Source organism: Butyrivibrio sp. (assembly GCF_017940685.1).
In the GTDB taxonomy this organism is placed as follows: Bacteria; Bacillota; Clostridia; order Lachnospirales; family Lachnospiraceae; genus Butyrivibrio.
The window spans coordinates 16,977-31,264 of record NZ_JAGAYD010000275.1; the positions used below are offsets into that span (position 1 = coordinate 16,977).

General features: G+C 44.3%; 13 protein-coding genes. 4 read left to right on the top strand and 9 right to left on the bottom strand.

Features of this window, described 5'->3' with window-relative positions:
• Positions 1 to 375: 375 nt before the first annotated feature.
• The 3 genes from clpX to J6I68_RS16705 form a co-directional block, all read right to left on the bottom strand.
• Positions 376 to 1,644 (bottom strand): ATP-dependent Clp protease ATP-binding subunit ClpX, encoded by a 1,269-nt coding sequence (clpX, locus tag J6I68_RS16695; RefSeq protein ID WP_292221959.1) that lies wholly within the window; start codon positions 1,642 to 1,644, stop codon positions 376 to 378.
• Between the two features lie 19 nt (positions 1,645 to 1,663).
• Positions 1,664 to 2,266 carry an ATP-dependent Clp endopeptidase proteolytic subunit ClpP gene (clpP, locus tag J6I68_RS16700; RefSeq protein ID WP_292203222.1) on the bottom strand — a complete coding sequence of 201 codons (603 nt, stop codon included), beginning with the start codon at positions 2,264 to 2,266 and terminating at the stop codon, positions 1,664 to 1,666.
• A 204-nt stretch (positions 2,267 to 2,470) separates the two neighbouring features.
• Positions 2,471 to 2,896 (bottom strand): helix-turn-helix domain-containing protein, encoded by a 426-nt coding sequence (locus tag J6I68_RS16705; protein ID WP_292221961.1) that lies wholly within the window; start codon positions 2,894 to 2,896, stop codon positions 2,471 to 2,473.
• A 251-nt stretch (positions 2,897 to 3,147) separates the two neighbouring features.
• On the opposite strand from J6I68_RS16705, the gene J6I68_RS16710 reads away from it, so the two are divergent.
• The gene (locus tag J6I68_RS16710) at positions 3,148 to 4,743 is read left to right on the top strand and encodes a hypothetical protein (protein WP_292221963.1); all 1,596 of its coding nucleotides are present in this window, start codon (positions 3,148 to 3,150) and stop codon (positions 4,741 to 4,743) included.
• 93 nt (positions 4,744 to 4,836) lie between these two features.
• On the opposite strand, the gene tig is transcribed toward J6I68_RS16710, so the two are convergent.
• Positions 4,837 to 6,288: a trigger factor gene (gene tig, locus J6I68_RS16715; RefSeq protein WP_292221964.1), complete on the bottom strand. Its 1,452-nt coding sequence runs from the start codon at positions 6,286 to 6,288 to the stop codon at positions 4,837 to 4,839.
• A gap of 256 nt (positions 6,289 to 6,544) precedes the next feature.
• Between tig and J6I68_RS16720 the strand changes: the two genes are divergently transcribed.
• Complete coding sequence (locus J6I68_RS16720; RefSeq protein ID WP_292221978.1) at positions 6,545 to 7,528, top strand: bile acid:sodium symporter family protein; 984 nt, start codon at positions 6,545 to 6,547, stop codon at positions 7,526 to 7,528.
• A 91-nt stretch (positions 7,529 to 7,619) separates the two neighbouring features.
• Here the strand turns inward: J6I68_RS16720 and J6I68_RS16725 are convergent, their stop codons facing one another.
• From J6I68_RS16725 to J6I68_RS16740, 4 genes are all read right to left on the bottom strand, one after another.
• Positions 7,620 to 8,525, bottom strand: a complete 906-nt coding sequence (locus J6I68_RS16725; RefSeq protein WP_292221965.1) for a diacylglycerol/lipid kinase family protein — start codon at positions 8,523 to 8,525, stop codon at positions 7,620 to 7,622.
• 2 nt (positions 8,526 to 8,527) lie between these two features.
• The gene (locus tag J6I68_RS16730; protein ID WP_292221966.1) at positions 8,528 to 9,022 is read right to left on the bottom strand and encodes a dihydrofolate reductase; all 495 of its coding nucleotides are present in this window, start codon (positions 9,020 to 9,022) and stop codon (positions 8,528 to 8,530) included.
• Positions 9,023 to 9,089: 67 nt separating this feature from the next.
• Positions 9,090 to 9,941, bottom strand: a complete 852-nt coding sequence (gene thyA, locus J6I68_RS16735) for a thymidylate synthase (RefSeq protein ID WP_292221967.1) — start codon at positions 9,939 to 9,941, stop codon at positions 9,090 to 9,092.
• A 19-nt stretch (positions 9,942 to 9,960) separates the two neighbouring features.
• Positions 9,961 to 11,562: an MBL fold metallo-hydrolase RNA specificity domain-containing protein gene (locus J6I68_RS16740; RefSeq protein WP_292221969.1), complete on the bottom strand. Its 1,602-nt coding sequence runs from the start codon at positions 11,560 to 11,562 to the stop codon at positions 9,961 to 9,963.
• Positions 11,563 to 11,686: 124 nt separating this feature from the next.
• On the opposite strand from J6I68_RS16740, the gene J6I68_RS16745 reads away from it, so the two are divergent.
• Both J6I68_RS16745 and J6I68_RS16750 read left to right on the top strand, forming a co-directional pair.
• Complete coding sequence (locus tag J6I68_RS16745) at positions 11,687 to 12,841, top strand: DUF3048 domain-containing protein (protein WP_292221971.1); 1,155 nt, start codon at positions 11,687 to 11,689, stop codon at positions 12,839 to 12,841.
• Positions 12,842 to 12,844: 3 nt separating this feature from the next.
• Entirely contained in the window at positions 12,845 to 13,636 is a 792-nt protein-coding gene (locus tag J6I68_RS16750) for a TraX family protein (RefSeq protein ID WP_292221973.1), read from the top strand.
• Here J6I68_RS16750 and J6I68_RS16755 read toward each other — a convergent pair whose 3' ends face one another.
• Positions 13,637 to 14,206, bottom strand: a complete 570-nt coding sequence (locus J6I68_RS16755) for a hypothetical protein (RefSeq protein ID WP_292221974.1) — start codon at positions 14,204 to 14,206, stop codon at positions 13,637 to 13,639.
• Positions 14,207 to 14,288 lie beyond the last annotated feature (82 nt).

Genomic DNA, 14,288 nt, shown 5'->3' on the forward strand with positions numbered 1-14,288 from the left:
TTGGTACCCCATTTGCACAAAAGGTAGTATATGGCCAAAACCTGTTAGTCAAAATAATTGTACGCAACCCAAACTTCCCCCGTTGCCGCTACTGAACTGGATCACTCCCCTCATTCATCCCCGCTTGATCACCAATAAACGCCCACCCGGATCAGTCAAGTGGACCATGGAATACCGCAGCAGATACGGCCGGCAACGTTGCATAAAAACCTTGAAACACCTAGTATCTGCGAGGATATGCCGTGAAAGCCACTTGAGTGGCCCCAGGTGGGCGTTACAATTGAAAAAGCGGAGATGAATAAGTCTTTGAATTATCACTTATTACATAATTGAAAAATTTAAAAGGGCTGTGGAATTGATCCACAACCCTTTATATTACTTCGCTGGTTTTAATTTCTTTTGCTCCTTGCCTCTTACGATAAGCGGCTGGCTGGTTCCCTCAACACAGGCCTCTGTGATGACGCACTCGTTGATGGAATCATCTGATGGGATCTCGTACATGACATCCATCATAGCCTTCTCCATAATGGAGCGAAGGCCTCTGGCTCCAGTCTCTCTCTCATAGGCCATGGCAGCGATCTTGTCAACTGCCTCATCCTCAAATGTAAGCTTAACATCATCAAAATCAAACAGCTTCTGGTACTGCTTAACAAGAGCATTTCTTGGCTCTGTAAGGATGCGGACCAGCGCCTCTTTTGAAAGACCCTCAAGAGTTACTGTGATAGGCACACGACCTACAAACTCTGGAATAAGTCCGAACTTAACAAGATCCTGAGGTGTAACCTCTTTGAGGACCTCTCCGATCTCACGCTCTGACTTGTCAGCAATCTCAGCGTTGAAACCGATGGAGTTTCGGTCAAGTCTTGCCTCTACGATCTTATCAAGACCATCAAAAGCTCCGCCACAGATAAACAGGATGTTGCTGGTGTCGATCTGGATAAGCTCCTGATGTGGGTGCTTTCTTCCGCCCTGAGGAGGAACAGATGCAACAGTTCCCTCTACGATCTTAAGAAGAGCCTGCTGAACACCTTCACCTGATACGTCTCTGGTGATGGATACGTTCTCACTCTTTTTAGTGATCTTGTCGATCTCGTCGATATATACGATACCGTACTGAGCTCTCTCAATATCATAGTCAGCATTCTGAATAAGCTTTAAAAGAATGTTCTCAACGTCCTCACCTACATAGCCTGCCTCTGTAAGAGTTGTGGCATCTGCAATGGCGAAAGGAACGTTGATGATCTTGGCCAGGGTCTGAGCAAGATATGTCTTACCTGAACCAGTTGGTCCTATCATGATGATATTGGACTTCTGAAGCTCAACTTCACTCTTATCATCACTCTTTGGAGCAAGTACTCTCTTGTAATGGTTGTAAACTGATACAGCAAGGACCTTTTTAGCCTCTTCCTGACCGATTACATACTCATCAAGGAAGTTCCTGATCTCAACAGGTTTTAAAAGATTGATCTCCTGTCCCTTGGCAGCAACAGGCTCATCTTCAAACTCTTCCTCGATGATATCTGCACAGATGTCTACACACTCATCGCAAATATAAACTCCAGCAGGACCTGCTATAAGTTTTTTCACCTGATCCTGTGTCTTATTACAAAAAGAGCACCTGATCTCTCCGGAATTTTTTGCCATCTTTTCTCCTTGAAACTAATTATTTATCTTCTTTTTCTCTTGGACGATTCTCAACGATTGAATCGATAAGTCCATAGTCAAGAGCTTCCTGAGCACTCATCCAGTTGTCACGCTCTGTATCTGCGCAAACCTGCTCGTAAGGCTTACCTGTGTTCTCAGCAAGCATTCTGTTGAGTTTTTCTTTTGTCTTAAGGATATGCTTAGCTGCGATCTCGATTTCAGTAGCCTGACCCTGTGTTCCGCCAAGTGGCTGATGGATCATGATCTCTGCGTTAGGAAGAGCCATTCTCTTGCCCTTAGCACCGCCTGCAAGAAGGAATGCGCCCATGCTGGCTGCCATACCAATGCAGATTGTGCTGACATCACACTTGATGTAGTTCATTGTGTCGTAAATAGCCATTCCAGAAGTGATCTCACCTCCTGGGCTATTGATGTACATATGAATGTCCTTGTTAGGATCCTCAGCCTCAAGGAAAAGAAGCTGAGCAACTACGATACTTGCTGATGTGGAATTAACTTCCTCACCAAGGAATACGATTCTTTCTTTTAACAGCCTTGAGTAGATGTCGTAAGATCTCTCACCACGGCTGGTCTGTTCAATGACGTAAGGTATCAAACTCATATTTTGTTACTCCTTCTAGTTTAGTATGCTGTGTACCACTTAACCACCACTAAATACACTTAAGCCACCTTATATTATAAAGCCAAATGTACTTTTTTCAAAGCTTTTTACGCAAAAAAGCACCGCCTGTTAAGAAGCGCTGCCCATTTCTTGAATTATCATTATTATATTACAAATACAGGCTGACCTTTGGCAATCGAAAAATCACTTTCCTCTACTGCGTTTTGCCTTGATCCTGGAAAATGCGATCATCTCCTTTTTGTCATCTGTCCTCATTTGCGAAAAATAATAGCAAATCTCTTTTTCATATTTATCCAGTCGCTGATATTTCTTGTAGTTGTCTGGGCTGTTTATAAATTCTATGTAATGAGAAATATCTTCTGACTTATCACTATCTCTGTTATGTACTAATTCATTTATGCTGTGACTTGGTTTCAAAAGATCATCCAGCGAGCACTTATAAATATCTGTCAATTTGCACAACTGCTCGGGATCAGGAGTGCGTTTTCCGTTTTCATAATGGCTGTAAGTCTGTCTGACAACGCCAAGCAGTTCAGATACATATTCCTGTGTATAGCCGTTAAACTCCCTAAGTTCCCTAAGTCTTTTACCTAATGAAGTACCATCCAAACCACTCACCTCCATATAATTAGGTTATTACACCCATTTATATACAGTTGAGCAACAGTTTGTTGCTAATAGTATCGCTATTTTATTCTTCGATATCAGATATATATATGTTTTGCAGCTAGTTCTTTGTGTTTTTAGGCTTTCTTAATTTGTGTCGTATTGTTTTTCATATACTAATGTGCTACAATTTGTAGACACAAAACACCCCTGTCATCAGCACAGGACAACATTTTTCAAGGAGGAAAGCTGTTATGTACAAAAAAAATCTGGCAAGTCTTGTAACATTAGCAACCACTGCATCTTTGGTGCTGTCTCCGCACATCACTGTTTTAGCAGACGATGTTCCGGAAGCCATTACCGAACAAACCACCATCAGCTCGGGCCAACACACTTACTCAGAAGTAATAGTTGAAATCACAAATGACAGTGCAGACACCTCAGGTCTTGTTGTAACGGGTAATGGCACTCAAGTAACTATTGAGGGAAATGTTGATGCGTCCGGCGTAAAGGTTACAACAGGTAACAATGGAAATACAATCTATGATGCGGCATGTGGTATCCGTATCACGGATTCAGCTTCTGTTTCCGTGGAAGGATCCGTAACAGGTGCTGAAGATGGTGCTTATGTAAGAGATGATGCAACACTAAATGTATCAGGAAATGTACAGGCGTCCGGTGCAGATCACACCGTTTATCTTTGGAACGAAGGGACCAATGCTTATGACATCCCGGTTAATACAGTAAACGGAACAGCCATCTCTACAGATGGAGATTCCACAATCAATGTTTCAGGCAACGCAAATGGCGTTACGGATGGACTACTGATAAATCCTGATAACGATAATCAAAAAGGAAGTATCACAGTTCTTGGTACGATAACCGCATCATCTATGACCGGAACCGGGATCCAAGTATATACACCATCAGCACAACATGGTGGCATAAACTACACTAACGCAGATGATTTTCTTAATGATGTTCCTACAATTACTGTCTATGCAATAAATGCACCAGTTCCTCTACACGCAAACGCCTATGATTCAGAAGGCAGTTCTATTCAATCTACAGTATTTGACAAAATCGAAGAGGCTATCAACTTCATCATCAAAGAAGATGCCTCAAATGCCCAGTACGGAATCAGTGTTACAGGTGCAAATTTACATAGTACCACAATTGACGGTAACGACTATAAAACAGTAAATATTAACAAAGCCTTTGAAGTTGCGGCATCTGACCTTCCTGATGGTTATACCATATCAGGCGGAACAAATGTAAATGTAACCGACAATGGAAACGGAACCTATACTCTTACGTTAACAAATTTAAAGGGCGGAATCACAATCAAGGCTGTTCTGCGTCCCACTCCGGCAAGTGATTCTTCTGACGAGGACAATTCTTCTTATGATGTTATTGTTCAGGAAGTTACCCCCACTTATTCAGACCCAGCCCAGGCTCCAGCAGGAGCAATTGTGGTCAGCAACAATGCAGGATCCTCAAACGCAGCAGTAGCAGCCATAAGCGGTGAAAAACCAGCACGCACAGTGTCATACAACATGTCCAGCATAACCCCTATGCAGTACAAAACCTCAATTATACAGAACGTTGCATCCGCTCCATCAAACGGCGCTTTAAATATCGAGACTGACAGGGTTGCATGCTTTGACTCCAGGATGATAGAAGCATTCATGTCACGCTCAGATATTGATGTCAATGTAGTATTTAATTACAATGGAAAGAAGCTAAAAGTTACCATTCCTGCCGGATATGATGTAAGAAAACTCCTTGATACAAACGGCTACTGCGGATTCTTAAGGCTCTTAGCACTACTTGGCGGAACAGAATTATAAAACATCATTTTATCTATATTCGCAATTTACAAAGTGCACACAAAAAGGCTTAGCGGGTAGTCTCCGCTAAGCCTTTTCATATAGAGGAAGTCCTTAAGCCTCTTCCTCAGTCTTTTTCTTTCTTGTTGTCTTCTTTGGCTTCTCTTCGCCTTCAGCCTCTTCAGCCTTCTTGGTAGTCTTCTTAGCTGCTGTCTTCTTAGGCTTCTCCTCGCCATCAGCTGCCTCAGCCTTCTTAGTAGTCTTCTTGGCTGCTGCCTTCTTAGCGCCTTCCTTAACGTTCTCTACAAGGAAGTCTGCTGCCTTCTGAACTGCAAGGTCGCTCTTAAGCTGCTTGAGCTCAGCGCCTGACATGAGCTCTTTGAGCTTATCAAGCTCCATTCTGTACTGGCCAGCCATTCTCTCAAGCTCAGCTGCAACATCCTCTTCTGTAGCCTCGATCTTCTCCTTAGCTGCAACAGCCTCAAGAACAAGTCTAGACTTGATTCTCTCGATAGCCTGTGGCTTAACCTGTGAAAGCATCTGATCTACAGAGTTGCCTGTGTACTTAAGGTACTGATCGAAGTTCATGCCCTGCATCTGGATTCTCTGTGCAAAGTCATTAACGATCTGTCTCTGCTGAGTCTCAACCATAGCCTCAGGAAGTTCCATCTCAGAGTCATCGATAACAGCCTTAACAACTGCATCCTCTCTCTTAGCCTTCTCATCAGCTTCCTTCTTTTCAGCAAGTTTCTTCTTAACATCTTCCTTGTACTCTGCAACTGTATCAAAACCAGCATCGCTAGCGAAATCATCGTTGAGCTCAGGAAGCTCTTTTGCTCTGATTGAGTTAACCTTGCACTTGAATACTGCTTCCTTACCTGCAAGATCCTCTGCCTGATAATCCTCAGGGAATGTTACCTTAACTTCACCTTCCTGACCGATCTCGTAGCCTACAAGCTGCTCCTCAAATCCAGGAATGAATGCTCCAGAACCGATTGTAAGAGGATAGTCATTGCCCTTACCACCCTGGAATGCTACGCCGTCAACAAATCCCTCAAAATCAAGAGATACTGTATCGCCATCCTTAACTGCTCTGTCTGTAACATCGATTGATCTTGCGTTCATGCCTCTCTGCTTGTCAATCTCTGCATCAACTTCTTCATCTGTTACATCAAGGTCCATCTTAGGAACCTCGATTCCCTTATATTTACCAAGCTTAACTGGTGGCTTAAGTGCTACTTCTGCAGTGAATACGAAATCCTTGCCAGCCTCGATCTCTTCAACTTCGATCTTAGGTGAAGAAACAACTTCCTCGTTGCTCTCTTCAACAGCCTTAGGATATTCCTCATCGATAAGCTCGTTGGCAGCATCCTCATAGAATACTCCCTTGCCATACATCTGCTCGATCATCTTACGAGGAGCCTTGCCCTTACGGAATCCAGGGATCTGGATCTTGTTCTTGTTCTTCTGATAAGCCTTCTCGATAGCCTTCTCAAGTTGCTCTGCAGGAACAGAGATCTTAAGCTTTGCCATGTTGTTCTCAAGCTTTTCTACTGTAACGCTCATTTTGTTTCTCCTTTATACATTATGAAAATATGTGAAGAGCTTCCTCAGCTCTTTTCCCCGTAGTTACTACTATCAGGACACGCAAAAAATGCCACCTGGGCACAGTCGCCATGACATTATAACACAGGCTTCTAATAATATCTATATTTTTGTGAAAATATGTTAAGCCTTATAGTTTTTGCAATTTACCACTTTAATTTTTTAAAGCAGTGGGGTACAATGGATAATTGAAAAAAATTATTGTTAGGAGGGAATTATTAAGATGCTTAAGAAAATCAGTGAATTACTTGGAAAGTACATGGCTATCATAGTTCTTGTAATTGCCGCCCTGGCTCTCTTTCTTCCAAAGACTTGTCTTTGGATCCAGACTTCCTGGGTTAATTACCTTCTCATGGTAGTTATGTTCGGAATGGGTCTAACCCTTAACCCTAAGGACTTTGCGGTAGTGTTTACAAGACCTAAGGATGTTCTTATAGGTTGTATCGCACAGTTCACAATCATGCCACTTCTTGCCTTTGTCCTTGGTAAGGTCTTTGGTCTTGAAGCAGGGCTCCTTGCAGGTGTTATCCTTGTTGGTACCTGCCCTGGAGGAACAAGTAGTAACGTTATGACCTACCTCAGTAAAGGTGATGTAGCTCTTTCAGTTGGAATGACCAGCATCAACACTCTTCTTGCTCCATTCCTTACACCAGCTATAACTTATCTGCTCCTTCGCACATCAGTTAACGTTGATGTTATGAGCATGTTCTTTTCAATCATCAAGGTTGTTATCGTGCCTATCGCACTTGGATTTATCATCAATCATTTCTTCGGAAAGATAACCCAGAAGGCCGGAGATGTCCTTCCTATGATCTCGGTTATCGCCATCACTATGATCGTTGCAGCTGTTGTATCTCACAACGCTGAGCGCATCCTTGAGACAGGCGCTATCGTATTTGTTGTAGTCATCCTTCACAACCTGCTTGGATACGCAGTTGGATATCTTGTTGCAATTCTTTTCAAGATGCCAACCCCCAAGAAAAAAGCTCTTTCCATCGAGATCGGAATGCAGAACTCAGGACTTGCTACATCCCTTGCCGGATCAGCTTTCCCTGACCTTGCAATGGCTACAGTTCCAGGTGCTATCTTCTCAGTATGGCACAACATTTCAGGAGCTATCCTTGCTGGTATCTACAGAAGGATTGGCGAGGAAAAAGAGACTGAAACAACCACTACAGAAGAAGCAAAAGAGGTCGTTTGAAAGCGCCACTAATTTAGAGTGCGCCCATGGTGCGCAAACTATGAAAAGAGCTGTCTATATGGCAGCTCTTTTTCTATGATAAATTTCTATGTCACTTCGTCATTATTGTAATGGCCTTGTTCATGACCTCAATCCTGGTCTTCTTGTAAGCTCCGCCGTACTCTCCGTCAAGGGTCCATTCAACCTCATCGTCAGATTCAATGTTGGCGTATCTTACCTGCCTGAAGGTGATGTAGGGGTTTCCTGCTTCCTTGGTGGCAAGGGCAGAAATGATGGCGTTGAATTCCACGATATTCTTGGGAGCTCTGATAAGCAGAAGCTCCATCTGGCCATCATCCTGGTGGATCACAGTTTCTCCAAAAAGGTTCATTCCGCCAACCGAGGCTGAATTACTGACAGCGCCAAAGAGATAATCTCCCTCTTCTGTTACGCCATCTGCCTCTACCTTAAGGTGAGTGCTGTACCCGATGTTCTGAGGAAGCTCAGCAACAGCACTTATAACGTAGGCTGCGTATCCAAGAACGTTTTTCAGTTCCTGGTCTGTGGCGTAGCTGACCTTGGAAAAAGCTCCGAAGGCTGCCACATAGTTAAAGTACCTGTCATTCATTTTCCCAACATCGTAGGCGTAAGGCTTTCCACCAAGAGCAACGTCTATAGCCTTGCTCCTGACTGCCGGAATACCAAGTCCCTTGGCAAAGTCGTTGGTGCTTCCTGAAGGAACGTAGGCTAGAAGAGGTTTCTTTTCCATGTCCATCATGGCGCTTACCACGTGGTTTAGAGTTCCGTCTCCGCCGCTACAAAGGATCAGGTCAACCATTCCATCGTACCTGTCTATCAGTATCTCAGAAGAAAGTTCAGTCCCCGGAACTATTGGATAGACTATTGGCTCGTATCCGCTCTCAGCAAGTCTTGTTACAATGTGAAAAGCGTCGTTTCCTGCCTTACCTGTTCCAGATGTTTTATTGATGAGCACGAGGGCACGTTTTAAGTCATCCATTGTTACTTCTTTCTCTCATAAATTCTGTAAGTATATGTCAGGTCAAAGTAAACCTGCTCATCGCTCTCGTCCACCATCTCCCACTCAGGATCCTTGTCGAGATTTGGGAAATAAGCATCTGCTTCATAGGCCTTGTCGATGAAAGTAACAATGCATCTGTCGCACACATCAAGGAAATCCTTGTAAACTGTGGCTCCGCCGATGATAAATACATCATCAGGATCAAGGTCCTTAACAAGCTCAAGAGCCTCCTCCTTGCTGTGGGCTACTTCTGCGTTTCTAACCTCATAATCTGCCTTAGTGGACAAGATAATGTTACGTCTCTGGGGAAGTACGATCTTTTGAGGGAAAGTCTCCAAGGTCTTACGGCCATAAATTATGGTCTTTCCCAAAGTTCTTTTTCTAAAGTTATCTTTCTGGTCCGCTGGGATACTAACAAGGAGCTGCCCCTTATTCCCGATGGCCCAGTTGCTGTCTACTGCTACAATTGCCTGCATGTATCATTCTCCTTCATTCTAGTTATGAGCGATACACGGATTGCTCCGCTTCGCATCTCTATATCGCTCAAATCGCGATCGGTATATCCTTAAGCTGCTCTCCTGCAACCTCGTAGCCCTCAAGGGATACATCATCACGGGTAAACGCATAGAAATCCTTAACATCAGGATTTAAGTGGAACTTAGGCGCAGGAAGAGGCTTTCTCTCAATAAGTTCCCTGATAAGCGGCACGTGACGGTCGTAGATGTGGGCATCTGCGATAACGTGTACCAGTTCGCCCACGTTCATGTCACAGACCTGAGCGATCATGTGCACAAGAACTGCGTACTGAACAACGTTCCAGTTGTTTGCTGCAAGAACGTCCTGGGATCTCTGGTTGAGGATCGCATTTAGGGTGAGCCTGTCCTCTCCTGGTTTTTGGGTAACGTTGTAGGTTACGCTGTAAGCGCAGGGGTACAGGTGCATCTCGTGAAGATCAGAGAACACGTAGGTGTTTGTCATGATACGTCTTGAGAAAGGATTGTTCTTAAGGTCGTAGAGGACTCTGTCCATCTGGTCGAACTCTCCCTCCTTGTAGATGCTCTTTTGCCCGATCTGATAACCGTAGGCCTTACCGATAGAACCGGTCTCGTCTGCCCACTCATCCCAGATGTGGCTGTTAAGCTCATTTATGTTGTTGCTCTTTTTCTGATAGATCCACAGTACCTCGTCTGTGGCGCTCTTAAGAGCAGTCTTCCTGAGAGTCATGATAGGAAACTCCTTGGAAAGATCATATCTGTTCACAACACCAAACCTCTTGATGGTATATGCTGGCGTTCCATCTGGCCAGTGGGGCCTTACTTTTTCTCCCTCAGTGGATGTTCCGTTGTCCAGAATATCCCTGCACATGTCGATGAAAATCTCATCAGCTCTGCTCATACTCTAATCCTCCAAAAAATTATTTGCTCCATTTATCACAAAGCGCATTGATCTGATCTGCGAACTTGGCCTTGTCCTTGTTTGACAGTCCATCCGACCTTGCTATGATGCCAACAAGGCGGGCGCCTGCTGCCTTAAGCCGCTCGTAAACATCGGAAACAAGGCTGCTTTCTTTTTTCTTGATAGGGATCGGCACTCCCTCTTTGATAAAGTTCCCCGATATTATATCGTATTCTGTGCCACTGTAGGGCGCATAAGTGTTAAATCCGTATTCTTCTTTTAGGCACCTGGCAAAAGAGCTGCAGACGCTATCTTCTCCATGGACTACAAACACCTTTTTTGGCGGCACTTTAAAGCCCTGTACCCACTCGATAAGTCCATTCTTGTCCGCATGTCCTGAAAGGCCTGTGAGCTTTTTGATGCTGGCCTTAACATCAATTGTCTCTCCAAAGAGCTTCACCTGGTCTGCGCCGTCAACGATGGCTCTTCCAGTTGTGCCCACTGACTGGTATCCGACAAACAGTATTGTACACTCAGGGCGCCACAGGTTGTGCTTAAGGTGATGCCTTATTCGTCCAGCCTCGCACATACCTGAAGCTGAGATGATCACCTTGGGCTCAGGGTCTTCGTTGATGGCCCTTGACTCCTCTGTAGTGATGGACAGATTAAGTCCCGGGAAGGTTATGGGATTGATGTGCCTTTTGATAAGCTCAAGGGCTTCTTCATCATAGCACTCATACTCGTTTTTCTGGAATATCTCCGTAGCCTCAACAGCCAGGGGCGAATCCACAAATACCGGGAAGTTAGGAAAAGAGCTTACAAGCTCCTCTTTTTTTATCTTCCTGATAAAGTACAGGATCTCCTGGGTTCTTCCAACTGCAAAGGAAGGAATCACCACATTTCCGCCCTTTGCAAAGGTCTCATTTAATATGTCCACAAGCTCTTTTACATAGTCGGGCTTTTCTTCGGAGTGCAGCCTGTCGCCGTAGGTTGACTCCATTACAACTATGTCAGCCTCATCTGTGGTCTGCGGATCCTTGATTATCGGCTGATCCTTGTTACCTATATCTCCAGAAAAGACAAGCTTCTTGGTCACATTCTTTTCCGTAAGCCAGATCTCGATGCTGGAGGATCCAAGAAGGTGTCCAATGTCTGTAAATCTTATGGTTATGCCTTCGCAAACCTCTATCTCTTTTCCATAGGGACAGGGCACAAAGCTCTTAATGGTGTTCTCTGCATCAAGCATTGTGTAGGCAGGTTCCACCTGGGCGATGTCTTTATTTCTTTTGCCCTTGCGGCTCCTCCACTCCGCCTCCTGCAGCTGAATGTGGGCGCAGTCACGGAGCATGATGCTGCAAAGGTCTGCTGTTGCGTCTGTGGAAAAGATCTTTCCGCGAAATCCCTTTGAATAAAGGAGCGGAAGATTGCCCGAGTGATCAACATGGGCGTGGGTTAGGAAAACATAATCAATCTCCGGGGCTGACACGGGGAGAGGGACGTTTTCGAAGTAATTCTTGCCCTGCTCCATGCCATAGTCAACTAAAATATTCTTGCCTGCGGCCTCGATAAAATGGCAGCTTCCTGTCACTTCATGGTCGGCACCTATAAACATTAGTCTCATAGGAGATACCTCCTTTAGTTACTATCTATTATATCATGTGTATTAATGTAATTGAGGCATGGAAAAATCTAAAAAGGTCTGCTAGAATATAAGGGATTATTCTTATTAAAGGGAGATTATGAAAATGCATATGATAGATGGTAAAAAGGCAGTTTCACTGTTACTTGCAGCTGCCATGCTTACTATGACTGTTACTGCCTGCGGCAAAAATACACAGGAGCCAGCAGCAGAAGAGCCTGCCGAGACCATATTTGAGGAGGCAACTACAGAAGTATCACAGGAGCCTGAGCCAGAAAATGTCGAGGAAACTGATGAGCCATATGTGCTTCCAGAGGGCATGTACTTCTCAGAGCTTACAGGTGAACCTATAAGCGAAGAGATCAAGGATCAGAGGCCTATCGCTGCAATGGTAGACAACGAGTCCATCGCGCTTCCACACTACGGAACCTCAGAAGCTGACGTTGTTTACGAGCTTATGAACAGCACCAAGAACGACCGCATCACAAGACTTATGTGCGTTGTCAAGGACTGGGGCGCAATCGAGCAGCTTGGCAGTATCCGTAGTACAAGACCTACAAACATCATGCTGGCTGCAGAGTGGAACGCAGTTCTGTGCCACGATGGCGGTCCTTACTACAACGACCAGTACTTCTCACAGCCATGGTCAGCTCACTTCTCCGGCACTTTCTCACGCATCAACAACGGTAAGGCCAGTGAGTTCACAGAGTACATCGTAAATGGCGACCTTGATAACAACTTTGACAGCTATGCCGGAAGAGCAGGCTATGAGACAACCTACAACGAATATGCCAACGAGGGCAGCCACTTTAACTTTGTTCCTTACGGCGAAGAGATCGAACTGGACGAGAAGTATTCAAGATCCTATCAGGCCTTCAAGGTTTCACTTCCATTTACTCACAACGGATCACAGCTGATCTACAACCCTGAGACCAAGATGTACGAGTACTATGAGTATGGCGACAGGCACGAAGACGCTGAGGATGACGAGCCTCTTGCATTTAAAAACATACTCCTTCAGTGCTGCTCTTTCGCTCAGCTTGATGAGAACGGATATCTTATCTACAACTGCATCGGTTCTGGCCAGAACGCCTGGTACTTAACCAACGGAATTGCCAAGGATGTTACCTGGGTCAAGACCAGCGAGACAGATGTTACAAGATTCTACGATGAGACTGGAGAAGAGCTTCAGATCAACACAGGTAAAACCTACATCGGGCTTATTCCTGATGACACATGGGACAAGGTTATTTTTGAGTAACTTATGAAAAAGATAAATGGAAACACCCTCAAGCTAATTGCATGCATCACAATGTTAATTGACCACGCTACAGCAGGCATTATGCTTCCGGTTGTAAGAGCTGGATTTTATCCAGACACCATTTCCTTTGATACTCTTAACGTAATATACAAGATTCTTAGAGGGATTGGCAGAAACTCTTTTCCTATCTTCTGCTTCCTTCTGGTAGAGGGATTCATCCATACAAAAAGCAGGCTAAGATACGCTCTTAGCCTGTTAATTTTTGGCTTCATTTCTGAGCCCTTCTTTGATATATGCTTCTACGCCAAAAACGACATCTTTAACATCAATATCTTTTCCGTCATAGAACAGAACAAAGACCTGTTATCCAAAAAGTGTAACGTGTACTTCACTCTCCTTATTGGCCTCTTAGTTATCTGGGCCGTAGAGAAGGTTTTTGATCTTGTAAAAAGATATAACGGAAACATTTTAATCTCTTATGGTCTTGCCATTTTAGTTGCAGGAGCCGGAATATACGTAGCAGAGCTTCTTAACACCGACTATCACGGCTACGGAGTATTCCTTATCTTTGTATTTTATATCCTCAGAAACTACAGCCCCGTCAACATCATTGGGGCATATCTTTCTATCATTTCTCTGGGCACAGAATATCTTGCCCTTCCATCCTTTGGACTTTTGTATTTCTACAATCAAAAACGAGGCAGAAAGCTTGGCAGGCTTAAGTACCTGTTCTACGCTTTCTACCCCGCTCATCTTGCGGTTATCATATTCATAAGGTGCATGATCTACGGCTGATCAGTCTCCCAAAAGCTCAGATTCTGAAGATAATACGCAGGCCATAGCCTCCTGAGCCCCCATGATATCTGTTGTGGACAAGGTGTAATCCTGAAGGATATTGGTATCAAAAGAGATCTCATTGTCCCTGTCTGCTGTCACAGTGGTAAATTGGTTATATCCCTTTTCCTTGTCTCCAACCAGCACGTAAACCGTATCTCCCTTATCTACCTTCATCCTGACCTCAACGTGGGCCCTTGAAGATAAAATGGAATTCTTGGAGAAACTAACTATATATGTTCCAGGATAAAATGGATCCTGGTTCTTGGTAACTGTTCCGCCAACTGATAATGTGCCGTCATCATTGGTAACTGTAACATTCTGTGACAGGCGCTTTGATCCCATCACATCCGATCCAGGGATATCATCCCCTCCACGGATCAAACCATCAAACTCATCTGTCGTTGCAATATACAGTTTACCATTGGCATTTATGTCTCCAGAGCCGCCAAAAGCAGCTACTGCAATAATTGAGCATACAGTCACGAAAACAGTAAGGAAAGCTAGAACTTTCATCCTTACAGTAGTCATGTTATTAATCCACCTTTAAACTCTTCCTCTTAATCCTGGTTTACGAAATCGTTTTCGTAAAACCAGTCTTTATCTTATCACA